This is a genomic window from Leptospira congkakensis, from assembly GCF_004770265.1.
In the GTDB taxonomy this organism is placed as follows: Bacteria; Spirochaetota; Leptospiria; order Leptospirales; family Leptospiraceae; genus Leptospira_A; species Leptospira_A congkakensis.
The window spans coordinates 750,935-775,354 of sequence record NZ_RQGQ01000017.1 but is presented as its reverse complement, the minus strand read 5'-3'; the positions used below and the strand labels follow the sequence as shown (position 1 = coordinate 775,354).

The window sequence follows — 24,420 nt, the reverse complement described above, 5'->3', positions numbered from 1 at the left end:
CAGTTAGCACAAATTAAACGAATTTTTAAAAACTAACGAAGGATTGATTTCAAATCTAAATTTATTTTATACATAACTTTTTTCATTAACATAGGATGTATTTTTGAGGAGGTAGTTAGGTTGTAATACAAACCAATATAATTGGTCTCATTTTCAAGGTAGCTATTATTGAAAATAACTCCTCCTGATTTATTTTTAATTAAAATTTCTAGATTTATAATACACTCTGTCTTAAAAATCGGCGCGCCAAAATACCACGTAAATACTCCAAAAAGTCCCAATCCATACGTAGTATTATACCTATTACATGTATAAGTATTAATTTTTCCAAAAATATTGAAATCTTCATTATCGGAAGTATTTTCAGAAATAAAAATTTTTTTAAACTGATATTGGTTAGCCAATTCTCTTTTGATAATATCAGCTATATAGTATTTGATAGGTGAATTAACACTTAATGTATCTGCCTCAGGAAAATTCAATTTGGCTCCAGCTGAAAAAACCAAAGGGATCATGGCAAGTATTGAATCATCCTTATTTTCACCTTTTCTAAGGTCTTCAAAGATAAGAATTTTTGCCGTTTTATTTATGCTAATTTTATCATAATCAAGATAATTTAATTCATAGTTTTCAACTGGAATTGTCATACACGAAAGTGTGGTGATCAATAAAGTAATGTATTTTATTTGGTTTATCATTTTATTTGCCATAGATAATATTTTTTGAATCTCATATAATGAATATTATGTGACTTTAATTTACATAGTTTTTAACTACATCACATCCTATGAATTTTGAATATTGCAATATAGATTCTAGACTTTTATTTACTTCACTTGGTAGCTCTAGGCGTAGTAGACTTCCACTTTTAGTAATTATAGTGATATTTGTCTTCGAAATTACTTCTAGTTGGCCATTTTCAAGTCTCAATAAATCAATGGAATAGTCTTTATGAAATGCGAAAAAAGATTCTAAGAAAAGTATGTTACTTGTGTCTTGAATAAATTCATCAAATGGTAGGAAAAAAGAATTATCATAATTCTTGTGAAACAAATCATATAAGTGCTCAGGGCAAGATACGTTCCCAAATTGGACTTTGCCTTTATAGTCTATTGAATCGCAGAAGTCATATTGATCTAAAACAAACGAAAAGTGGGATTGAGAACATAGTTTTGGATATTTTTGTTTAAAATTTTCGCAAACTTCCAAAGGTAAAGTGACGGAATTTGATTCACATTTAAAAATATAAATAGGTTTAAATGATTTATCGGAAAGTATTGACTTTGAGATTTTCAATTCATTAATTACCGATGCTTTTTCTCTTATGTAGTAAGCGTTACCAACAGTATATATAAATAGACTAGTATAAATTATTAAGAGAAAGGATACTAGGATTATTGTAAGTTTGTATATCTTTTGTTTCATTTAAGTAATGTCGTATAACGAACTAGGCTAATCGAAGTTCCCTGACCCTGAGTCCCGATGGGACGTTAGGGACTCGCACGTAACTTGCGTATGCGAGCGAGTAACAGAAAGGGAATGTGGCGCAGCCCAAGCGAGGCCGTAAGTGCCGAAGCGCACCGTTTCCGCGATGTTATACGAAGTAGAGACCATTAAAAAATTAATTATTAAAATTGAACTCTCATGCACCGGAAGTCTGTATTTTTTGCTGTAAATCTGTAAATTAATGATTTTTCATTATTTGAAAGATAATGAGATACTACTTTCTGGAATTTTTCCTTCGATGAAATTCTATTTTCAAAATTAAAATCACTTAACGCTCCTGCAATGTAATCGGAAACTCTGAGTATTTCATCAAACCATGTTTCTGCCGTGCATCGTGCATCGCCAATAATTAATTCAAAATCAGTTTTTCTAGCCAAGCCACTAACGAAAATCGATACGAAGTCTTTTGAAAGGTAATTATATAAATCGTTTATAGCATCTCGGTCGGAAAACCATCCTATTTTTTTAATCTTAAGATTGGATACGAGTAATGAAATTACATAGCCTATGAAAACACTTACCAACCACATTCTCCAAATACTTAGTAATTTAGTCCCTTTTTCTAATTCAGTTAAAAGTCTATAAATTTTCTTTTCTAAGGAAATATGTTCAGTCATTAAATGAGGCTGGCGAATTTTCCAATCCGGTATCCGAATATTAATTAAATCATTACATGTTTTCTTCATATTTTCTTTAAAAACAGAATGTGTCAACATTGGATAGTATTTTATTTTCGGTAGAATAATAGAGATCGTAAAAATATTTTCAGTTTTGATTTTCTTCAATGATTCGATTGATACGTCTCTCGTATGCTTGATATCACTCTTAAATAATTTATAATAGATTTTTCTTAAGTGTCCTAACTCTTCAAAGTTTGGTATTATTGATATTGCTATTACAAAACTTTCTCGTTTGTCTTCGAAATAGTAATCACTGAAGATGCTCCAATTTTGTGTAGTTGTGAATTCATTCAAAAAGTTACTAAAAAGTTTAATGCCCCCATCGTTAAATACGTTCTGAAAAGTCTCTAACATTGGGAAGTTAATGATTTCAAATTCTGCTTTCAAAAATATTTGTCTCCATTTCGCATAACTCTTTTTAGATGTCTATGGTAGTCATAATTGTTTTCTGACCGGCAGAACAACATTCCATTCGTATACTTCCCTCGAATCATTCATAATTCCTGTCATCGATATCTCCAGTTTAAAGAATTACCATATACAATACCTAACAATTGTTTAAGTATACTGTATGGGTTTACAAGCATTTTTCATTAATGTTGATTGGAATATATCTTTCAAAAATCTAACACTAAACGCTTAGTTTTGCTTCAATCTTGAAGTTGCATTCCTTTTCGAAACTACGAACTTTCCTGGAGAATTTTTTTGGTTGGGGAAGTTCTGCTCGCGAAACCGAGAGGGATGTGATAAAAGGAAATCATTGGGAGGCGGGTCTAGTTCCCCACCCTCAATCGGGCGGGGATACCAATATCCAATCCTGTACCACCCCCCCTAAAAAACCCACAAATCCCCCTTGACAAAATCTATCCCTCTTCCTAATTTAACCAAAAGGTTAATTAGCCATATGGTTAAATTATTGGATTCTGAAGAAACTTTAAATGCAACTTTTCAGGCGTTGGCAGACCCTACGCGCCGAAAGATCCTCATGCAATTGGTCTCGGGAGAGGCCACAGTGATACAACTAGCGGAACCTTTCCAGATGAGTTTACCCGGAATATCAAAACACCTAAAGGTGCTGGAAAAAGCTGGGTTAATCGAGAAAGGCAAGGCTGCTCAATTCCGACCTTGTCGATTGAAGGTGGAAGCTCTAAAGGAAGCCAACGAATGGTTGGAACAATACAAAAAGTTATGGGAAGAACGATTGGATCGTTTGGATGCCTACTTAATCGAACTACAAAAATCAAAAGGGAAAAATTAAAATGTTTAAATCAGAATCAATTCTTACATTAGAAGAAAAGACAGTTCGTATCGAACGATTGTTTGATGCTCCAATCCAATTAGTTTGGGAAGTTTGGACAAACCCTTTACACATTTCAAAATGGTGGGGTCCAAAAGGATTCACAAATCCTACCGTCGAATTTGATTTTAAGGTGGGCGGATCGTATAGAATTGTTATGCGATCTCCTGATGGTGTAGATTATCCTATTATTGGAAAATTTTTAGAAATCACTCCCTTCCAAAGTTTTGTTATCAGTGATTTAGTTGATGAACATCCAGATGAATGGGTGGATGAAATCCAAAAATTAACAGGGCCTATTGGAAGTCGCGAACTCTTAAATTCAAAACTGAGAGTTTTATTTGAAGAAACCGATGGCAAAACAAAAGTCATTCTTCTTACTGAATTTGCAAACAACCAAATTCGCGATGGTTTTGCAAAATCGGGAATGAAAGAAGGTTGGTCAGATAGTTTCGAAAAACTAGAAGAAAATGCACTTCCTAAATCCAATGAAATTTATATAGAAAAAATCTTAAATCATCCGCAGGAATTAATTTTCAACGCATTTGCAGATTCAGAGTCCATTGGACAATGGTGGGGACCTAACGGATTTAAAACCACTACACAAACAAAAGAATTTCGCATTGGTGGAAAATGGATTTTTAATATGCTCGGGCCAGATGGTACAAATTATCCCAATGTAATCGAATACAAAGAAATTAGGAATTTCGATTACATGGAGTACACACATGGATCTGGTGATGCAAATAAAAAAGATGATTTTTTAGTGAAGGTATATCTAATTGCCCTCGATACAAATAAAACCGTCATCAAGATGCAAATGACCTTTTCTGATACAAACGTTCGAAATACAAAATTAGGAATTGGTGCTATTGAAGGTGGCAAACAAACTCTTTCGAGACTCAATCAATACCTTAGCCAAAAAGAAAGTATATAAACTCGTGACCACATATAAAGGAAATTTATCAATATGTTAAAAAGTTCTATCGCAGTCATTGTTGGATTATTATCCAACGTGATTCTCTCTATTTTGGTCGATACGATTTTAAAAGTTTCAGGAGTTCTTCCTTACGATAATTTGTTTGTATCAACTCCAATAGTTTTATTTGTTTTAGGTTATCGTATCGTTTTTAGTATTTTGGGATGTTACTTAACAGCAAGATTAGCACCAAAAAATCCAATGTTACATTCATATATTTTGGGTGGGATTGGTTTGGTGCTCGGTATTGCCGGTGTTATCTTCGCAGGACATCTTGGACCATGGTGGTATGCTTGGTCTTTAGTTGTACTGACACCGCCAATTGCTTACTTAGGTGGTAAAATTTATCTATGGCAGGAAAGTTCAAAATGACAAGCGCTAGTTTATGGAATGATTTAAAAAAAGCCCTCGCCGGTTCAGAAGAAGACTATACTGAAGTCAGCATTCGTAAGGCCCTATTTCTCCTTTCAGTTCCGATGGTATTGGAACTTGTATTAGAATCTGTATTTGCTGTTGTCGATATATACTTTGTGAGTGCTCTAGGTGCTTCCGCAGTTGCAACCGTTGGTCTTACGGAAACTTATTTATTTCTATTGTATTCAGTAGCAATGGGTCTTTCTTTTTCTGTCACGGCAGTTGTTGCAAGAAGGATTGGTGAAAAAGAAAAAGATAAAGCAGGAGTTGCTGCAGTTCAATCCATTTGGATCGCGATCCTTGCTTCCATTCCTTTTGCCATTGCAGGTATCTTTTTCTCTAAAGAACTTTTGGCACTGATGGGTGGAGATGAATGGGTACTGACAGAAGGTTACCACTATATGCAATGGATGTTAGGTGGGAATATCGTAATCGTATTACTCTTTTTGATCAACGCAGTTTTTCGTGGGGCCGGTGATGCAGCAATCTCCATGAGAGTATTATGGATTTCCAATGGATTAAATATCGTTTTAGATCCTATTTTAATTTTTGGGTGGGGACCCATTCCTGCGTACGGAATCACAGGTGCAGCCATTGCCACAAACTTAGGACGTGGGATTGGTGTATTGTTTCAATTATGGTTATTATTCCAAGGTGGAAAACACATTCGAATTCTCAAGTCTCATCTAAAAATTGAATGGGAGACAATCCAAGGTTTATTAAAAACTTCTCTTGGTGGAATTGGCCAAATGATTGTGGGAATGACATCTTGGATTTTTATCATGAGAATCCTTTCCGAGTTTGGAAGCCAAACCGTTGCTGGAGCCACCATCGCAATGAGAACCATGATGTTTACCATGATGCCTTCCTGGGGGATGTCCAATGCAGTGGCAACCTTAGTGGGCCAAAACCTTGGAGCTGGAAAACCAGAACGGGCGGAACAATCAGTATGGTTTACAGGATTCTGTAACATGGGTTATTTGATCATTGTTGCGATAGTGTATTACTTCTACGGTGAAAATTTAATTGCGATCTTTACCGATGATAAAGAAGTAATTCACATTGGTGGAGAATGGTTACAAATTGTATCCTATTCGTATTTTATTTACGCTTGGTGGATGGCAGCTGGACAGGCATTTAATGGTGCAGGTGATACCATCACTCCCACAAAAATCAACGTAGTTTTCTTTTGGATCATTCAAATCCCTTTGGCTTATATATTAGGAAAACATTTAGCATTTGGTCCCACTGGAGTTTTCTGGGCGATAATGATTTCAGAAACTTCTGTTGGTATATTTACGCTTTGGTTGTTCACTAAGGGAAGTTGGAAACAAGCCAAGGTTTAAAACTGATTCAGTATGAAATCGACTAAGATTCCTAAATCAATCGATGAATATATAGAAAATTTTCCGAAGGATGTTCAAAACATCCTTCAGAAAATTCGAAGTACAATTCAAAAAGAAGCACCAGAAGCAAAGGAAATCATCAGTTACGCAATGCCAACATTTGCGTTGAATGGAAATTTGGTTCATTTTGCAGCATATGCAAAACATATAGGATTTTATGCTCTTCCTTCAGGGAACATTGCCTTCCAAAAAGAAATTTCAAAATATAAATTTGGAAAAGGCTCCATTCAATTTCCGTTAAGTGAACCGATTCCCTATGTTTTGATCAAAAAAATTGTTAAATTTAGAGTTGCTGAGAATTTAGAAAAAACTAAGAAAAAAGCTCAAAAAAAAAAGACTACCCATCCCCAAAAAACGATCTCGAAAAAATGATGAAAGATGAGTTATTAGTTTTGCGCTGTTACTACTTTCTTTTTTAAACACGGGGATTCGAAATGGAGTCTGAAAACAAAAGCATACTTTATTTATGGAATAGTCGTGTGATGTTTGCAACAAACAACATGCAGACTGATTTTCATTCCCATTATGCTGCCACACTCGCCATTTCACTCGAAAAAGAAATCATGATCGAAACAGATTTGGGTAAACAATTTTACCGAGTCGCACTTGTTGGCCCCAACACTCATCATCGAACCATTTCTCCTGGGGTTGAAATGGTGGCACTACTGATAGATCCAGAAACTTACGAATTTGGTTCTATCTCAAAACATATATCTTCAGGTGAAGTCAAACGTTTAGACATCCAAAATTTTTTACCCTTAATGGATTCTCTTAAAGCACTGTATTATGGTGATTTAAATGATACCGAAGCCACCAAACTTCAATTAAATTTACTTCGTACGGTTTATCCATTTGATACCTTAGAAACAAGTATTGATCCAAGAATTCAAAAAATTGCTCAAAAAATTAGAATGGAAATTCCGAATAGCATTCGGATGAAAGAAATTGGAAAAGACTTTTCCATTTCAGAAGATAGATTGATTCGATTGTTTAAAGAAAACTTAGGTATTCCACTGCGAAGATATTTGTTATGGGTGAGAATTCTACGAGCAGTCAAAGAATTAAAAGCAGGCAATAATCTGACTGACGCGGCTCATGCAGCAGGTTTTTCCGATTCGGCTCATTTTTCTAGAACATTCAAAGAAAATTTTGGATTTATCCCTTCTTTATTTTTTGGACATCTCAAAACAGCAGAAGTTCGCTTCTGTGAACCAAACGAAATTCTTTAATAATTTTTAATAATACCGGAATCATTCAAGCAGAGATATTTATAATTTGTTATTCTCTTTTTCTACCAAGGAAAAGAAAAACCAATGCCCTTAACCCAAGAAAAAGGATTGTTTTCCAAACTCTCCTCGAAATTTTCAAAATTAAATTCTGAATCAATCAGAATTCCTACACCAGAACAGAAAGCCGGCTTTTTAAAAGCTCAAAGACTTGCTTATGATTGTGTTACCACAGTTGAAAAAGAATTAGTTCCTGGTTGGACAGAAAAACAAACCGCAAAACGTATGGATGAATTTTTACGGGATCATGGGGTTAAAGTATTTTTACATAGACCTTTTGCTTGGTTCGGCGAACACGCAAGATTCGATGGATACAAACGTTTCACTCAATTCCATCCTGGCAAAAAAATCTTAAAGGAAGAAGAATCTTTTATTCTAGATGTTTCACCTGTGGTAGATGGTTACATAGGTGATATTGGATATTCATCATCGCTAATCAAAAATTCTGAACTCGATAAAGGTATGGATTATCTATTACAACTTCGAAAAGAAATTCCAAACTATTTTAGTTCACCTATGACTCCTTCTGAAATTTGGTGGAAAATTGATTCCGATGCAAAAAATGCCGGATTCGATAATGTACATGCATTGTATCCTTTTGCAGTACTAGGCCATCGTGTTTATAAAGTAAACCTTCCCAATATTTCCTTTCCTTTGTTGCCAATTAGTTTTGCAAGTTGGTTTAGCTTACAAGGATCTTACGAATTTTTATCACACAAAGTTTTACCAGAACTCTTAACTCCTGACCATGAAGGAGATAAAGTTGGACTTTGGGCTATCGAACCACATTTAGGAAGAGGAAAAACTGGTTTTAAATTTGAAGAAATCTTAGTAGTGGAAAAAGACAAAGCCTATTGGTTAGACAACGATGTCCCACATGTAAACAAATACAAAACACAAAAGGAAACAATATGAAATTTTTATTTTCTATAAACTCTATTTACTCTATCTATTCAATTATCTTTTTTCTATTCATTGGATGTAATTCCGGTAATATCAAAATTGGAGAAGCCTATAAACTAGGAAAAGTTCCTGATTCAATTCTAGAAGTAAACCAACCAGATCCTTTTTTGAACCATTTAAAAATCGACTTTCCTGAGTTACCTGGTCATGACGATCTTATCTTCGATAACAAAAATCAAATTGCTTATGCTTCCGGAATGGATGGATGGATTTGGAAATTAGATTTCAAAACAAAATCAGCAGAAGCTTGGGTAAAACCTCCCGTGAATCCAGCGGGCTTACAATTTTCAAACAAATCCAATGAATCCATACTCGCTTGTGCTTCAAGACTTGGTGGAGTTAATTATGATGCAACCAATCGCGTTGGTTTATATGAAATTAATATCAAAACAAAATCAGTGGTTCCGCTTTTACTCAACCTACCTAATTTAGAAAAATCAGATTTTGAAACAGTTTATCCAGAAGCAAAAAGACCTACGTTCTCTCTTCGAAATTTAAACGAATCCAATTCAAGAACCTTCTCCTTATGTAATGATCTCGCCGTATCTAAAGATGGAAATCGAATTTATATTTCAGAACCATTTGAAAGACCTAACGCAGCAATGGGAAGTGGTGCCGTTCCCGAGGCAATTGGACTTTATCCTCATGGCAAACTTTGGATGTATGATAGAAAACAAAATACAGTTTCTCTCATCATGAGTGGATTTACTTTTGTTGATGGCATCATCATTGCCGATCATTCCTCTTCTAAAGAAGAATCAGTCATCATCACGGAAACAACAAAGTTCAGAATCATCAAAGCAAACATCAGTGGCAAACAAGAAGGAACGTTTGAAATTTTATTCGAAAATCTTCCGGGACTTGCGGATGGTTTAGAACGAGATTCATTAGGTAGAATTTGGGTTGGGATCATCAAACCTCGTTCGGGTCTTATTAATTTTGTTCATAACAACCCGTGGCTAAAACCATTGTTATTATCGATTCCCCAACGAATCCTTCCCATCGCCAAAAAAACAGGGATTCTACTACTTGATCCATCCGGTAAAAAAGCTCTATATTATTCAATGCATGATGGTTCCAAAATCAAAGATATCTCCGTGGCAGTTCCCAATTTGAATTTTCTTTATTTTCCATCCTTTGACACAACCTCTAGAGGATTATATTCCATCCCTACCGATAGTTTAAAGTTAGGTGAAAAGTAAAATGAAAAAAAATATTATAAACTCTCCTTCATTCCATAACTATCGAAACTCAAGTCCGATAGTTATATTCTTTGTATCTTTGATTTTATTATCTTGCAGAACACCAGAAGAATATTTTAAAAATCAAATCAAAGGCCCTGTTGATCTTCCTTACAATCCTTCCATAGAATCAATCAAATCCGAAGGTGATCCCATCAAACAAAATGTAACGATTAGTGGATCAAATTTACCGGCGCAAGATGAAATCCTTCTCCAGGAAGATTTAGGTAGAGCCTTTGTCGCTTCCATTGATGGATGGATTTGGAAAGTTGATCTAACCACTAACCTAGCGGAACCATTTGTGAAAACTCCGCTTCTACCTGGTGGTATGGTGTTTCATCCAAAAAATCAAGATATCATTTATATGTGTTTGTCACGTGGAAAACAACATGAAAGTAACCTCAACGAAACACCTGGGATTTACGAACTCACTATCTCCACAAAACAAATTCGTAAAATTGGCACACGAGTTCCCCTTGTGGACAAAACAAAAGAACCATCCAATGATCAAATTGGTATTTTTTATTCCAAAGGCAAAGAAACTAAAATTCCAATCAGCGAGTTAAATAATACTAACAGCCGCAATGTGGAAAAAGCAGACGACTTGGCGATTAGTAAAGACGGAGAAAGAATCTATTTCACAGAACCCTACGACCATCCAAATGCAATCCTTGGCGTGAGTATACAATCAAAACAAGAAGTTCTCACATTAGGACGAAATGGACATCTTTGGAAATATGATTTAAAAGATAACACCGCAAGTTTGATCGCACACCAGTATACTTACTTAGATGGAATTTTATTGGAATACTCGCAAAAAGAAAGCGAACAAGAATCCTCTATCTTACTGAATGAACTCTCAAAATCCAGACTCATTCGATTACACCTAACTGGCGATAAATCTGGAAAAGACGAACTAGTCATCGAAGGCCTTCCTGGATTTCCCGATGGTATGGATAGAGATCCAAGTGGACGGATTTGGATTGCCATCCCCGTAGAAAGATCCAAACTCATTACTTGGTTACACAAACATCCATTTTGGAAACGTCTCGTTCTCTACATCCCTGAAAAACTACAACCCGTATCAAAAAAAACAAGTATCATCGCACTGTCACCTAACGGTACAAATCCGATATACTATTCAGTCCACGACGGAAGTTTATTTTCTTATATCATCGTTGTTGTGCCAGGAAAAGAAAAACTATACCTAGCCGTTTACCAAGATGGCTTCAAAGGATTTGTCACGATGCCATACCCTAACAATCTATAGTTGATATTTTTGTGCCTCGCAATTAATTCTGAAACGCTAATCAAAACTAAAAAGCGATCCCGCTCTCCGTTCCAATCTTTCCCTTCGGGAAAGGATTTCCACTGCGATCGGTGGCGGGAAAAAATCCCAATACAAACACGATGAAAACAGAGAGAAATATGAACTTTCCCAAACTAAAAATTTTTAGGCTTTGGAAAGAAATTTCCTTTTTCTGGAAAATATGATATTTGGAACTCATTGGGAGGCGGGTCTAGTTCCCCACCCTCTAATCGGGCGGGGATACTGATATCCAATCCTGTACATCCACCCCCCTCGCAACCCACCAAAATCCCACTTGACCAAATTCTTATTTCGATTCTAATTCCTCCACCTATGAAAAAAATTTCCCGTATCTTTCTTTTCACCTTCCTATCTTTATTGGGCATAGTCGTACTGTTAGTCGCTACAATCTTTGCGATCAGTTCAGTACGTATGAACAAAACCTATGAAGTAAAATCTGTTCCCATTCCTAAATTTTCCAAACCAGTTGACATAGCGGAAGGAAAACGTCTCTATCAATCAAGAGGATGTGGTGATTGCCATGATGTAGATGGAAGCGGAAAAACATTTATTGATGATCCGGCAATCGGAACTCTTTCTGGATCAAACCTAACATCGGGTAAAGGGGGAGTTTTATCAAACAGATCTGATGAAGAACTTGCCATTTCCATCCGACATGGTGTCGGCAAAAATGGTAAAGCTTTAATCTTTATGCCTTCCACCGATTTTCACGGAATGACCAACGAAGACATTGGCAAATTGATTTCCTATTTACGTTCCACTCCTGCCGTAGACAAACCAAAAGGAGACATCAAACCAGGCCTCTTGGGAAGATTTTTATATTTGATTGGAGAAATTCCAATCTTTGTTTCCGCTGAAATCATCAACCACGAGACAGTTCACTTAACAAATATTAAACCTTCTGTTTCTTTGGAATATGGAAAATATGTTGCGTCAACTTGTACCGGTTGTCATGGATTTAACTTAAAAGGAGGTCCGATCCAAGGTGCACCACCGGAATGGCCTCAAGCACAAGATATCAGTAAAATTGGTTTAACAAATTATACGGAATCTAATTTCATCCAAACCATCAGAACAGGAAAACGTCCAGATGGTTCAGAGATGAAATTTCCAATGCCTTGGCAAAGTTTGGGTCAACTAACGGACACAGAACTCAAAGCACTTTGGCTGTATTTACAAACAATTTAGTATTTCATTCTAACCAAATACAAATCTAAATTATTTTTCTTTGGTAAAACTCAGTTCTGTTCCATTCTCAATATCTTTGATGGATTGGAACTGAGCCAAAGAATTACCTTCCAATGAATTCGATAATTCAAACATAAATCCATTTGTTTTTAAAGAATGACTACCGGGCGTCCACGATCCTTTAAATTGTTTGATCTCTTTATCATTTAACTTTAATATTGCGGTAAAGTCTTGTCCATTTCCTAAAATTTCTACTAAAACAGTTTGTGGCCCTGATTTTGGATTCCAATACATAGAAGACCATGTCCCAACAAAGGTAGATGGTAATTCTTCTAAAGACATAGCTCTTTTTTTCACTTGGACTTTTGGTTCGTTCCAAAATACAGAAACAAAATTGGAATCCTTCGACTCAGATCCAAACTCTGATTTTGAGCGAACCGAATATAAAAACAAATCTCCTGAATTTCCAGGAAAGGTTTCGCTATAGGAATTTTTTTTAGAATCTACTCCGGTCACAAATTCTAGTTTTCCTAACTTTCCACCACCTTTCATTTGTTTGCGATAAATATAGTATTCAAAACTATCTTTCACAGATTCCCATTTCAAAGTGACAAGTTTATCCTTACCGACTGCATTTGAAACCAATTGTTTTGGAGGAGCCAAAGTCACACCACCTGCTCTTTTTGTCAGGGCAGGATCTGTTTTTCCAATGGCAACTTCACTTGGCTCTGCATAACCCAAATCATTAGCAGAAATGATTGTATATAAATATTGTTTTCCATTTTGAATCGATACATCAGTATCCGTATAACTAGTTCCAGAGATTTCAAATTGACCAGAAGGTTCCGCTCTTTCATCAAACCGGTATAAAAAATATACCTTAGCACCTGGAGCTGCATTCCAATTCAAAACAATTTTATTCGAATAATCTCCATTAGTTGCCGTTAATATACTCACCTGATTCGGTAATAAATTTTGGTCCGCAACATCGATCACTACAGATTCACTCCAATCACCAACTGGTTTGGACTGCATCAAAGCAACCACTCGATAAAAATTTGATTCACCAACTTTGGGAGAAGGATCGGTAAAACTTGGTAATTTACTTGTCCCTATTGTTTTCCATTTCAGAGAAGAATCAGTCCGAACAATTGAGTAACTTGTCGCCCCATCCAACGCGGACCAACTCAGCTCCACATTCGGTGTCGATCCACTCATATAAACCACACCAGTGAGTCCCACTACCTGCCCAATGTTTCCATTGGAATTTGGTTCTGCTGCCGTAAATCCTTCTACATCCAAAGATGCGACAGAAACTTCTTCTGTTCCAACAGAAAGAATACGATATACATAAGCAGAGTTAGGTGAAACAGAGATATCAGTAAAACTTGGTTTATCTGAATAGGCAAGATCATAAAATTCTGATTCTTCTTTTCTTTGAATCAAATAAGCAACAGCCAAATCCTGTTGAGCCCAAGTTAAGACAATTTTTGTGTCGAACTCACCTTTTGATGCTTTAATTTCTGCTGGAGGTGCAATTGGTTTTTTTGTTGGAGTTACATTGACTGTCGGCGTATTTTGTGGAGCTGGTTCGTCAATAATGGCATAGGTTTCTTGACCTACTTTTGCAAGGATAGAATAGGATACCCAACCAAATCCTTTGTCTCCCCAATTGGTTCCCCAAGAGTTTTGTAATTTAAAGGCTCCTTTTTTTCCTGACTTCGATTTTTTGTTATCATCATAACCAACAATAGTCATAGCGTGACCACCATAACTTTGCCCACCATTCTCATCATAAATAGCAGAACCTTTTAATTTATAAAAAGCATCATCAATAATCATTCCGACCAGTACAACATTTTTACCAGCTAATACTCGTTTTATCTCATCAGGATTTTTATAATTTAATCTAGAGAATGATTTAATTTTGTATTTTAGAGCTTCTTTTTTAGAACCTGGAGAAGGTTGTGTGAGATAATCTTTATCAGAATAAGGCATACTACTCCACGGAGCGGCACCATTAGACTTTAAAAATTCCATTGTTTTATAATAATATAAACCTTTGTCTTCTCCGCCATTCTGTTGGTTATAAATAAAAGCAGGTGAAAAAACGAAGTTTCCCTTTCCGCCAGCAAAAGGTGGATCATATTCTGAAGCCTGTCCTTTGTTTTTTAATAAATAAGATTTGATCGCATAACCACTGGCCCATGCAACACAACTATTTTGTCTACCTTGGTTCCCAACAGGTGGCATCATAGAAGATAAATCTACAGATTTTGGTAACTCATCAAAGGAATTAAAATCTCTTTTGAGCGGAATACTATCTTGAATTTCTTTTGAACTCGGAATATAACCACAAGAGAACGTTCCTGGTTTACATCCAGGAGAACGAACACTACTCGGATCAAATTCTTCCGCAAGAACTGCACTCGTAAATAAAAGGAATAATCCTATTACTTTCCAATTTTGATTTAAACTCATGGCTTCATCCTCTCAATCATTTCTATGATACTATTTTTTTGTTTCCAACTTGGATTTTTTTTATCTTCTAACATATAATAAAACTTTGATTTGGTGGAAGTAAATTGAAAAGAAACGAAGTTATAACTGACTCCAGTAACTTTTTCCTCAGGAGAAGGTTCGATCGTTAATGAATCAATTCCTGTTTTATAAAGTTTTTGCATCCAGGATTCATAGTTGGAAGCAGATATTTCTTTTGTTTCATTGAGTATCTGTTTTCCTGCGCGGGATTGTTTCCGAGTGAGTGAAATTTTATTTTTGCTCGTTACCAATCGGTAGTATTTCCCATACCGAAATTCTGGGGCAACGGCTCCTGAACTTTCTTCCCAAATAAGTTCCAGAGGTTTCCAATTTCCTTTTTGATCCTTAAGATCCCATCCCTTCATTTGTTTTTTTGTAGCTTTAGGTTGGGCGACTAGTATAAGTCCTGGAATCAAAACGAAACAAAGAAGAAAAAATCGAAAATAAGAATTCAAAGTGGATCGATCACATCTTGTTTTCGAAAGAAAACAAGACTTTTTTCAAAGAAAAAACAGTGTTCGAAAGAATTACGAATATGTTTAACTTCTTATGTTAACTATTTCCAATTTCTGCCTTCAGCCATTTTTTTTCACCAATTGATTTTTTCATATTTTCAATTAGAGCAACAGTAATGTTCGTATTGAGTTTTACCATATCTGGATCTTGTGCAAAAACAATCATCTCATCAATGATATAATCAATTAAGTTCTCAATCGACTTTCTTCCTGAAGGATCAGTTGCCATTGCTACAGTTGCTTGTGATATCGCAGTATAAATTGTTAAACTAATTTGTTTCGTGAGATTGGCTTGCATGTCCTTTGGAAGCAAAGATATAGGTTTCATATTTGCAGAAACACGTTCGGAAATTTCTGTCACCAAATTTTGAATTAACGCTTGTAAGTTTGGATTCTGAGCCGACTTGGCAATATTTTTGATTGCCACCTTTTTTAATTCATCTCTGTTTTGATCAATGGCATTCACTAGTTGATCAAGTGAGTTTCCAGATTTTACTTCATTCTGAGTTTCTGTCAAAATTTGAATCGTAACAATATCAGAAATTTCCTCTTTGATGATATTGGAATAATACCGCAAAGTTTTACTGATCAAATCATTTCCTAAAATGCGAGTAAATTGATTGGTTTGTAACATCAGATAAATTTTATACACCCGAACCAAACGGAAAAAACGGAAAGTAGCAATCGGAATGAGTCCAAGTACATCATACCAATGGTAAATAGGATACAAAAACCAAGCGATATAGGATTTGTTTCGAATGGCAATCAGCCAACTAATAATGAATTCAGCCAAAAAGAAAAATAAAAATGGAGCATCTAACAATAAATAGTTGTTAGTTAAATTTCCATCCGATGCAATGGTTCGGTAATAATTCAGAGCAAAATACTCTCGAAAATTAGAATTAAAAAATTCAATTTTTTGTTCTAATGACCTGTTTTGATCCCGCCAAAACCAAGCAAACGCCACAACAGTGGATGGAATTCGATCTCGATTCAATACGGGATCCAGTTCTTGTCTTAATTTGATATCTCTTGCTTTCGTTTTATGGGTTTGGTATTCGTTTTTGATCGTCGTTTGGATCTCCGATAAAAAATGAGTTTGCCCTGACATGGCAAATGGATTGGATTCTACAATTTCCAACATCCGTTTGTCCATCTTTTGAAAAATGGATAGAATTTCTTTCGATTCGTTTGTCTCAACACTCAACCGATTGATAAAAGCATATTTTTCAGATAGTTCGCTGAGTTTTGTGATTTCATCTGTCTCTTCCAAAACACTAACAAAATCATTGACTTGTAATAGTATCTCTTCGACTTTTTTTCGACGAATTTGAACATCTTCAATTTGAATCGCAGACTCAAAGTTAGCGTATAGGGAATCAAACTTCTCATTGGAAACTTGTGATTTCAAAGAAGTTAATGTCTTGTAAATTTCTTCTCTGGTGATTTTTCTTTGGTTTTCTCTAAAACCATCATCTCGTAATTGAGTGAGATATTTTAAATCATCCACCAAATCAGTATAAGCTGATGTTGTTCTATGAGTTTCGATTCCTAAAATTGGTTTGTCGTATAGTTTTAGTATTTCTGGAAACTTATGAAAGTAAAACGGCCGTAAACTCAAATAACTCAAATCAAAAATGATAAGCGCCAAGTTCCCAAGGACAACAAAGACCATGGTAATGTCCCAAAGTAGAGGAATTCCAAGTTTGTGTTTTTTAATCAAATCCCAAGAAATCATAAAGTCACCAAGGGTAGGAACTCTACCCTTTCCTTTGTTTACATGTTGCGGCGGTACTGACCTCCCACTTCGTACAAAGCATGGGAGATTTGCCCTAAGGACGCCACTTTCACTGTTTCCAATAACTCTTGAAAGATATTTTCTTTCGCACGAGCCACTTGTTTTAATTTTGTAATGGCAATTTCTGTTTTGCCTTCATTTCGTTTTTGAAACGCCTTCAAATTTCCAATTTGTTGCCTTTTCTCCTCATCTGTCGAACGAATGACTTCACCTGGAATTACTGTTGGCGATCCGTTGCGGTTGAGAAATGTATTCACACCAATGATCGGGTATTCACCAGTATGTTTTAGGGTTTCATAATGGAGGGACTCTTCTTGGATTTTATTCCTTTGGTACATCCTTTCCATCGCACCAAGTACCCCACCCCTTTCGGTCAGTCGGTTGAATTCTGTTAAGATGGCTTCTTCGACTAAATTGGTAAGTTCTTCAATGATAAAGGCACCTTGTAATGGATTTTCATTTTTGGCAAGACCAAGCTCCCTATTGATAATGAGTTGGATGGCAACGGCACGTCGAACCGATTCTTCCGTTGGTGTTGTGATGGCTTCATCATAAGCATTTGTATGAAGGGAATTACAATTGTCGTAAATTGCATATAAAGCTTGTAATGTGGTCCGGATATCATTAAAATCAATTTCTTGAGAGTGTAAAGACCGACCCGATGTTTGGATATGGTACTTTAACATTTGGGAACGTTCATTGGCTCTATATTTGAACTTCATCGCTTTGGCCCAAATCCTACGAGCCACACGCCCAATCACTGAATACTCAGGATCAATCCCATTGGAAAAAAAGAAAGATAGGTTGGGAGCAAACTCATTGATGTCCATACCGCGACTCAAATAGTATTCTACGTAAGTAAATCCGTTGGCTAATGTAAAGGCAACTTGAGTGATCGGATTGGCACCTGCTTCTGCTATATGATACCCACTGATCGAAACAGAATAAAAATTCCGAACTGCATTTTGGATGAAATGGTGTTGGATGTCTCCCATCATCTTTAAAGCAAATTCAGTAGAGAAAATACAAGTGTTTTGTGCTTGGTCTTCTTTTAGAATGTCCGCTTGCACAGTGCCACGCACTTGGGACAGGGCTTCTTTTTTTAAATTTGTATACACATCTTTCGGTAATACTTCATCACCCGTCACACCAAGAAGCATTAGTCCTAAACCATCGTTAGTTTCAGGAAGCGCCCCATCGAAACTTGGAACCACTTGTCCTTTGGCCGCGTAAATTTTTTGAATTTGGGATTTAACTTCTTCTGTTTTCCCTTCCGCACGAATGTATTTTTCACAAGCCTGGTCAATGGCCGCATTTAGGAAAAAAGCAAGAACCATCGGAGCCGGTCCATTGATGGTCATGGATACAGAAGTGGAAGGATCACAAAGATCAAAACCAGAATAAAGTTTTTTAGCATCGTCAAGTGTGGCAACATTCACACCAGAATTTCCAATCTTTCCATAAATATCAGGACGAATGTCTGGATCTTCCCCATATAAAGTCACAGAGTCAAAAGCAGTTGACAGTCGTTTGGCGGGCATTCCTGAACTCAAATAATGAAAACGACGATTGGTTCTTTCTGGTCCACCTTCTCCCGCAAACATACGTGTCGGATCTTCTCCACTTCGTTTGTAAGGATACACTCCCGCCGTATAAGGAAAAAAACCAGGGAAGTTTTCTTGGTAAGACCAATGTAAAATATCACCCCAATCCACAAAACGCGGTGTGGCAATTTTTGGAATTTTCAAATGGCTGAGAGAAACCGTATAGTTATCTACTTTGATTTCTTTGCCACGAACAAAATAGGAATACTGTTCCTTGCGAAAGGATTCGATTTTTTCAGACCAAGTATCTAAAATGTTTCGCGAATCAAGTGACAAAGAATCCCATAACAATTGGTACTCGGATTCCAAGTCTCCGGTTGGTTTTCCTTTTTTGGATAAAACGGAAATAGCACCTTTCAGTTGGTAGGCGGATCTCGCAACTTCCGCTTCTTTCACGATCCACTCGGCATTCCGATCAATTTCTTCTTTGATTTCTGTTAGATAACGAACACGATCAGGAGGAAGCACAACGGATGCCTCTCTTCCTTCTTGATTTTTAGAGGAACTAGTTTTCCAATCTAATTTGTTTTTTTCAATTACAACTCCAATCAGATGAGCATAGAGTTCATCCGTTCCTGCATCTTGGAATTGTGAAGCAATGGTTCCGTACACGGGCATCGCATCTACTGGATCATTGAATAAATTACGAGATCTTTGGTATTGTTTTTTAACATCACGAAGCGCATCAAGGGCCCCACGTTTATCAAACTTATTGATGGAAATCACATCCGCATAATCGATCATATCGATTTTTTCTAATTGGGTAGCAGCACCATATTCTGGTGTCATCACGTATAACGAAACATCTGCGACTTCTGTAATCTCCGAATCACTTTGCCCGATCCCAGCAGTTTCAACAATGATCAGATCATAACCCGCAGATTTTAAAATCTGAATGGCTCCTTTGACACTTCTGTTGAGTGCAATGTTTGCTTCCCTTGTCGCAAACGATCTCATATACACTCTCTCATTAAAAATGGAATTCATACGAATCCGATCTCCCAGAAGTGCCCCACCTGTTTTTCGTTTGGATGGATCCACAGACAAAATCGCAATGGTTTGGTTTGGAAAATCATGTAGGTAGCGACGAACCAGTTCATCGGTTAAAGAAGATTTACCAGCACCACCTGTTCCGGTAATTCCAAGAACGGGAATGTTTTTTTGGGGAGGTGGAAATTCTAAATTGATAGAGTAGTTTGTTTTTTCCTGCAGAAGGGAAAACTCCATCTGTGTGATGGCTTGGCCGAGTGCTAAATAATTTTTATTTTGGATTTGAGACGCCAAATCTCCGTTAAATGAAAGTGGTGTAGGGAAATCTGATTTTTTGACCACATCATTGATCATCCCTTGCAATCCAAGAGTCCGTCCTTCATCAGGAGAATAAATATGTGCCACACCGTATTTGTGTAAAACTTCGATTTCCGAAGGAAGGATGGTTCCGCCACCACCACCAAACACCCGAATGTGACCTGCCCCTTCTTTTTTTAGAAGATCAATCATGTATTGGAAATATTCCACATGACCACCTTGGTAACTGGTGATGGCAATCCCTTGTACATCTTCCTGGATGGCACATTGTACAATCTCTTGCACACTCCTATTGTGTCCCAGGTGGATCACTTCCACCCCACTTTGTTGCAAAATCCTCCGCATGATATTGATCGAGGCGTCGTGGCCATCAAAAAGGGAGGCCGCAGTCACAAAGCGAATTTTGTTTTGGGGGGTGTACGTGAGGATTTCCGTGGTCATAGAGAACAACGTTCTAAAAAGATTGCTATGGATTCAATTGGAAAATGTGACGGGAATGACATAGCTTTGGAAACTATGTCATAATTTTCCCGAATGGTCGAGATTAAAGTATGGATTCCGCCTTTTTCATCAGCTCCCGCACTCGATTTTCCAGAATTTCTGTCAGTTCTTTGGCAGCTTTCTTCTCGGGGCCTGTTGGGAATTCCGAAGGTAAGATGGGTTTTCCAATAAGATAACGAATTTTGGTTTTGAAAGCGTCTCCTGTGAGGAAGGCCTTGGGTTTTGACATATTGGTCGCACCAACAATTCCAGACGGAATGATGGGAACCCCAGCACGGATGGCAAGTTTTGCCGCCATTGCTCGAAAGGATTGTAATTCCCCTGTTTCGGAACGAGATCCTTCCGGGTAAATGGAAAGAAGTTCCCCCTCTTTCATGAGATCCACCATATAGGTTTCCAGTTTTTCGTAGTAATCCATGGCTGCCCGTTTGTCCATTTCCGAATCTTTTGCTGCATTCCGAATGATGGGCATACTCCCCCAATTGATCAGGTTTTTCTTCACTACACTACCGAGAGAGTTTACCAAAACCTCAACGATTGGTTTTGTCAGGCTTAACGGTGGGTAGTTGAAAGGAGAGTTTTTATGATTGATGATGGCCATAATCTCTTCCTGAGGATGGAAAAGTTCATATTTGCCCAAATAAACGATCTTTCTATCGGCAAAAGCTCCTTGGACCGGAATGTCCAAATAATCGGTATGATTGGAGATAATGAGAGCCCCGCCGGATTCGGGAATGTTTTCAGATCCAGCCACTTTGACGTCATAAATGAGCTCCAGGAGGTTACGAAGGATGGTTTTGGGAACTTCCCTGGGAATGACGAAAAGACTTTCTAGTATATCAGCGGGGTTTTGGTTAGAATCCATAGAAACATCACACATTTCAAAATAAAACTTTATGAAATCAAGTTGGATTTTCATCTTAGATGGAAATTCCTATGAAAGATCTCCTCCTCGCACAGACTTCCCTTTGGTTTTCTCCCATCCCCCTAGATTCCCTACATATTTGGGATCCTACCCTCGGTGGAATCTTCCTTACCATTGCTACCATCTGCCATTATTTGGGAGGAAGTAGTTTTTTCCTAGGTCTCATATCCTTTGTTTACATCTACTACAGGCCAAAACTCGCTTTTGAACTTTCTCTCGGATTACTCACATCCGCGGTGATCATTTCGATCTTAAAATTTTATTTAGAAAGCCCAAGACCTTTCCCCTACCCAGAAGCCTTCGACGAAAAAGCATTTGGTTTACCATCTGGTCACGCATATTCGGCGGTCGTCGTCTGGGGACTGTTAGCTTATCGTATTCCTAAACTTTGGTTTCGGGTTCTATCTGTTCTCATCATTCTTTTTATGCCATTTTCAAGAATGTATCTAAAAGTTCATTATTTAGGTGATGTAAGTTTAGGATTTGGACTCGGTGTGGTTCACTTATTCATCCTTTTACTTTTACTTGATCGATTTTATAAAAAAGATTCTGTTCCTACTTTCCTACAGACAAATAATTATCGAACCTTAAGTCTTTTAGGAATCGTCCTTACCTTGTCGCCAATTGCTCTTGATTCTCCCTTCCTTTCTGTAGAACACCATCATAGTTTGTCGGGAGTGCTGACTGCCAGTGGAGCTCTTGCTGGTTTTTGGCTCGGTTTACTTTTTTATCCAAGATTTAGCAAACCTGAGTTTTTAGATTGGTCTCTTCCTAAATTCAGTTTCTCATTCGGGACAAAAGATTTTAAGAATTTTTGGATTACGGTTCTTGTTCGGTTGTTAGTATTAGCGATAGTGATTCTATTACTTTATGTGATTCCAGGAATTGTGATCAAAAAAACCATTTGGAAAGATGATTTGTTTTTAAGATACATCCGTTACTTAGTTGTTGGATTTGCTCTGGTTTTCTTTGTTCCTTTGGTTCTGCAAAAAATCCAAAAAGGAAAGTTTTTGCAAAACTAATACATGCAAAAATTAAAAAAGATATTTCAGGTTTTAAAATTAGAGCTACTAAAAGAAGGAGTCCTCAAAAACTCTTTCTTCGTTAGTAGTTCCAAAGCTCTATCAGCTATCACCAATTTGGTGTTTATGATTTATTCCGTTAATTTGTTAAGCAAAGCGGAAAATGGAAAACTCCAATATTTCTTAGGATTTTTGCCCGTGGTTTTGGCGGTTGCCGAATTTGGACTGCCAAATGCTCTCATCAAATATATCTCTCCCTTAGCAGAAAAAAAAGAAAATCCAGGGGCAATTCTAAACGCATCACTCAGGATTAAGTTCTATTCCTTTTTATTTTTATCCTTAGTATGTTTTGTAGCCTATATCACAAGTGATGAAAACTATATTGTTTTATTGTTATTGTTATTCGGCGGGATCATCATTTCTTTTATATCCTACTTCGAAAGTCTTTTTGTTTCTTACCGTAAATACAAATCATTATCACTTTGGAATCCACTACCAAATGTAGTTCGTCTTTTATTATTATTCTATTTTTCAGAGTCAAGTGTACATTCGCTGACTTATATTGACATACTTGCTATATTTTGTATTGCACCTATCTTCGTTTTATTTCTGTTCTTTTTCTTTTTTGGCAAGGAAGAAATCTCTTTTACAGCAGAAACCTCAGAAATCCGAACCAATCAAAAAAAACTGTTACTCTTTAATCTTTGGGCCTTCGGAGCATCTATATTTGCAATTTTATCGGATCGTTTGGAAATTTTCTTTTTAAACCAATTCCATCCACCAGAAATTGTTGCCGATTATGGAACCGCCTTGCAGTTGTTTAGCGGATTTGTGATCATCCTTGCTACTTTTAATTCTATTATTTTCCCAAAACTGGCAAGGCTTGCCGAAACAGAAGAATTTCCCAACGCATTAAAAAAATCAGTTTATCTGGGTGGGATGATCGCCATTGTCATGTCCCCGGGGATTTTACTCGCTGAACCCATCTTAACCTTGTTATTTGGAACAAAATACACAAACTCCATTTCCGTATTTAAAATTCTATACCCGAATTTTTTACTTCAATTGGTATTTGCTCCGTTAGGAACGGCATTGTTTGCTTTGGGATTACCAAGGCTCCTTGCGGGCCTTGCCCTTCTTCGCCTTATCTTTGGTGCTATCTTTGACTATTGGATCATACCGGACTGGGGTGCCAATGGGGCCGCCATTTCCCTTTTTCTCGGTCAAATTGTTTCTTGGTTACTTTTGACTGGTTACTTTATGGCTTATTTCCGGAAATAACAAACTCATATATTTTTTTATAGTTTGTTTCTAAGGTTTCCCACTCGTTAGGAAAAACTTTGGATCCATACAATTTTAGATAAGAATCTTTAACTGATTTTCCTTCTGCTAAGGATTCTTTTAGTTTCAATATAACCATCTTCAATTGGATAGAATCATTTTGAATATCGTAATCACGATTGATTTTTGTTCCTGAAGACATTTCGAATTCGCGTACAAATAGTTCCGGCAAAGTTAAAATTCCATAACCTTCTGGACTTGTTTTACGAAATTCCGATCTAGTTTTTGCCCATGCCAATAAAAACAAAGAGGAGTTCGGAGGATATCCACCTAACAATGTACCATCTGGAAATTGTAATTTTTGAGAAAATCGAACGATTGCTCTTGAAAGTTCTTTCCTTCGGCGAACAGAAAATTCCGTTTTTTCCACTTCTGTCAAATAAACAAAGATAACAACTTCTTCTTTGCTATGATCTGTCTTTTCAAAAAACCGACTCAAATCATGTGAAAAACGCGTATCCGCTTCCCTATAAGAAAAAATAACCAATAGTAGAGGGAAAATGAGAAGAAATCCATGCCTGTATTTCAAAAGTATTTTCTTCATCTCTACAAGTATCGGGAGAGTTTCCCTTCTA

General features: G+C 36.7%; 20 protein-coding genes. 12 read left to right on the top strand and 8 right to left on the bottom strand.

Annotation, left to right across the window (positions count from 1 at the left end; translation table 11 throughout):
* Nucleotides 1-32: 32 nt before the first annotated feature.
* Together EHQ70_RS17195 and EHQ70_RS17190 are read right to left on the bottom strand one after the other, a co-directional pair.
* Complete coding sequence (locus EHQ70_RS17195) at nucleotides 33-710, bottom strand: hypothetical protein (RefSeq protein WP_135588443.1); 678 nt, start codon at nucleotides 708-710, stop codon at nucleotides 33-35.
* A gap of 918 nt (nucleotides 711-1,628) precedes the next feature.
* Nucleotides 1,629-2,573 carry a hypothetical protein gene (locus EHQ70_RS17190; RefSeq protein ID WP_135588442.1) on the bottom strand — a complete coding sequence of 315 codons (945 nt, stop codon included), beginning with the start codon at nucleotides 2,571-2,573 and terminating at the stop codon, nucleotides 1,629-1,631.
* Nucleotides 2,574-3,090: 517 nt separating this feature from the next.
* On the opposite strand from EHQ70_RS17190, the gene EHQ70_RS17185 reads away from it, so the two are divergent.
* The 10 genes from EHQ70_RS17185 (at nucleotide 3,091) to EHQ70_RS17140 (ending at nucleotide 12,290) form a co-directional block, all read left to right on the top strand.
* Nucleotides 3,091-3,444 carry an ArsR/SmtB family transcription factor gene (locus tag EHQ70_RS17185; RefSeq protein ID WP_135588441.1) on the top strand — a complete coding sequence of 118 codons (354 nt, stop codon included), beginning with the start codon at nucleotides 3,091-3,093 and terminating at the stop codon, nucleotides 3,442-3,444.
* A 1-nt stretch (nucleotide 3,445) separates the two neighbouring features.
* On the top strand, nucleotides 3,446-4,420 hold the full coding sequence (locus EHQ70_RS17180) for an SRPBCC family protein (protein ID WP_135588440.1): 975 nt from the start codon (nucleotides 3,446-3,448) through the stop codon (nucleotides 4,418-4,420).
* A gap of 33 nt (nucleotides 4,421-4,453) precedes the next feature.
* A complete protein-coding gene (locus tag EHQ70_RS17175; protein ID WP_135588439.1) occupies nucleotides 4,454-4,834 on the top strand; it encodes a hypothetical protein in 381 nt (126 codons plus the stop codon).
* Complete coding sequence (locus EHQ70_RS17170; protein ID WP_135588556.1) at nucleotides 4,831-6,222, top strand: MATE family efflux transporter; 1,392 nt, start codon at nucleotides 4,831-4,833, stop codon at nucleotides 6,220-6,222. Before EHQ70_RS17175 ends, EHQ70_RS17170 begins: the two co-directional genes overlap by 4 nt.
* Before the next feature lie 12 nt (nucleotides 6,223-6,234).
* Nucleotides 6,235-6,654, top strand: a complete 420-nt coding sequence (locus tag EHQ70_RS17165) for an iron chaperone (RefSeq protein WP_135588438.1) — start codon at nucleotides 6,235-6,237, stop codon at nucleotides 6,652-6,654.
* 110 nt (nucleotides 6,655-6,764) lie between these two features.
* Nucleotides 6,765-7,511 (top strand): helix-turn-helix transcriptional regulator, encoded by a 747-nt coding sequence (locus tag EHQ70_RS17160; RefSeq protein ID WP_135588554.1) that lies wholly within the window; start codon nucleotides 6,765-6,767, stop codon nucleotides 7,509-7,511.
* 84 nt (nucleotides 7,512-7,595) lie between these two features.
* A complete protein-coding gene (locus tag EHQ70_RS17155) occupies nucleotides 7,596-8,483 on the top strand; it encodes a M24 family metallopeptidase (protein WP_135588437.1) in 888 nt (295 codons plus the stop codon).
* Nucleotides 8,480-9,733 (top strand): SMP-30/gluconolactonase/LRE family protein, encoded by a 1,254-nt coding sequence (locus tag EHQ70_RS17150; protein ID WP_135588436.1) that lies wholly within the window; start codon nucleotides 8,480-8,482, stop codon nucleotides 9,731-9,733. Before EHQ70_RS17155 ends, EHQ70_RS17150 begins: the two co-directional genes overlap by 4 nt.
* A gap of 1 nt (nucleotide 9,734) precedes the next feature.
* On the top strand, nucleotides 9,735-11,042 hold the full coding sequence (locus EHQ70_RS17145; RefSeq protein ID WP_244288387.1) for an SMP-30/gluconolactonase/LRE family protein: 1,308 nt from the start codon (nucleotides 9,735-9,737) through the stop codon (nucleotides 11,040-11,042).
* Between the two features lie 471 nt (nucleotides 11,043-11,513).
* The gene (locus tag EHQ70_RS17140; protein ID WP_135588552.1) at nucleotides 11,514-12,290 is read left to right on the top strand and encodes a c-type cytochrome; all 777 of its coding nucleotides are present in this window, start codon (nucleotides 11,514-11,516) and stop codon (nucleotides 12,288-12,290) included.
* Between the two features lie 30 nt (nucleotides 12,291-12,320).
* Here the strand turns inward: EHQ70_RS17140 and EHQ70_RS17135 are convergent, their stop codons facing one another.
* From EHQ70_RS17135 to EHQ70_RS17115, 5 genes are all read right to left on the bottom strand, one after another.
* Entirely contained in the window at nucleotides 12,321-14,771 is a 2,451-nt protein-coding gene (locus tag EHQ70_RS17135; protein ID WP_135588435.1) for a C1 family peptidase, read from the bottom strand.
* Nucleotides 14,768-15,196 carry a permease gene (locus tag EHQ70_RS17130; RefSeq protein WP_135588434.1) on the bottom strand — a complete coding sequence of 143 codons (429 nt, stop codon included), beginning with the start codon at nucleotides 15,194-15,196 and terminating at the stop codon, nucleotides 14,768-14,770. The genes EHQ70_RS17135 and EHQ70_RS17130 overlap by 4 nt, the downstream gene beginning before the upstream one ends.
* Nucleotides 15,197-15,383: 187 nt before the next feature.
* A complete protein-coding gene (locus EHQ70_RS17125) occupies nucleotides 15,384-17,084 on the bottom strand; it encodes a hypothetical protein (RefSeq protein WP_135588433.1) in 1,701 nt (566 codons plus the stop codon).
* Between the two features lie 38 nt (nucleotides 17,085-17,122).
* The gene (locus EHQ70_RS17120; protein WP_135588432.1) at nucleotides 17,123-20,497 is read right to left on the bottom strand and encodes a methylmalonyl-CoA mutase family protein; all 3,375 of its coding nucleotides are present in this window, start codon (nucleotides 20,495-20,497) and stop codon (nucleotides 17,123-17,125) included.
* A 103-nt stretch (nucleotides 20,498-20,600) separates the two neighbouring features.
* Nucleotides 20,601-21,422, bottom strand: coding sequence for a lysophospholipid acyltransferase family protein (locus tag EHQ70_RS17115; protein WP_208729586.1), 822 nt, complete (start codon nucleotides 21,420-21,422; stop codon nucleotides 20,601-20,603).
* A 71-nt stretch (nucleotides 21,423-21,493) separates the two neighbouring features.
* On the opposite strand from EHQ70_RS17115, the gene EHQ70_RS17110 reads away from it, so the two are divergent.
* Together EHQ70_RS17110 and EHQ70_RS17105 are read left to right on the top strand one after the other, a co-directional pair.
* Nucleotides 21,494-22,504, top strand: coding sequence for a phosphatase PAP2 family protein (locus tag EHQ70_RS17110; protein WP_244288386.1), 1,011 nt, complete (start codon nucleotides 21,494-21,496; stop codon nucleotides 22,502-22,504).
* A gap of 3 nt (nucleotides 22,505-22,507) precedes the next feature.
* Nucleotides 22,508-23,785: an oligosaccharide flippase family protein gene (locus EHQ70_RS17105; RefSeq protein WP_135588429.1), complete on the top strand. Its 1,278-nt coding sequence runs from the start codon at nucleotides 22,508-22,510 to the stop codon at nucleotides 23,783-23,785.
* Here EHQ70_RS17105 and EHQ70_RS17100 read toward each other — a convergent pair.
* A complete protein-coding gene (locus EHQ70_RS17100; RefSeq protein ID WP_135588428.1) occupies nucleotides 23,763-24,389 on the bottom strand; it encodes a hypothetical protein in 627 nt (208 codons plus the stop codon). The genes EHQ70_RS17105 and EHQ70_RS17100 overlap by 23 nt on opposite strands.
* Between the last annotated feature and the right edge of the window lie 31 nt (nucleotides 24,390-24,420).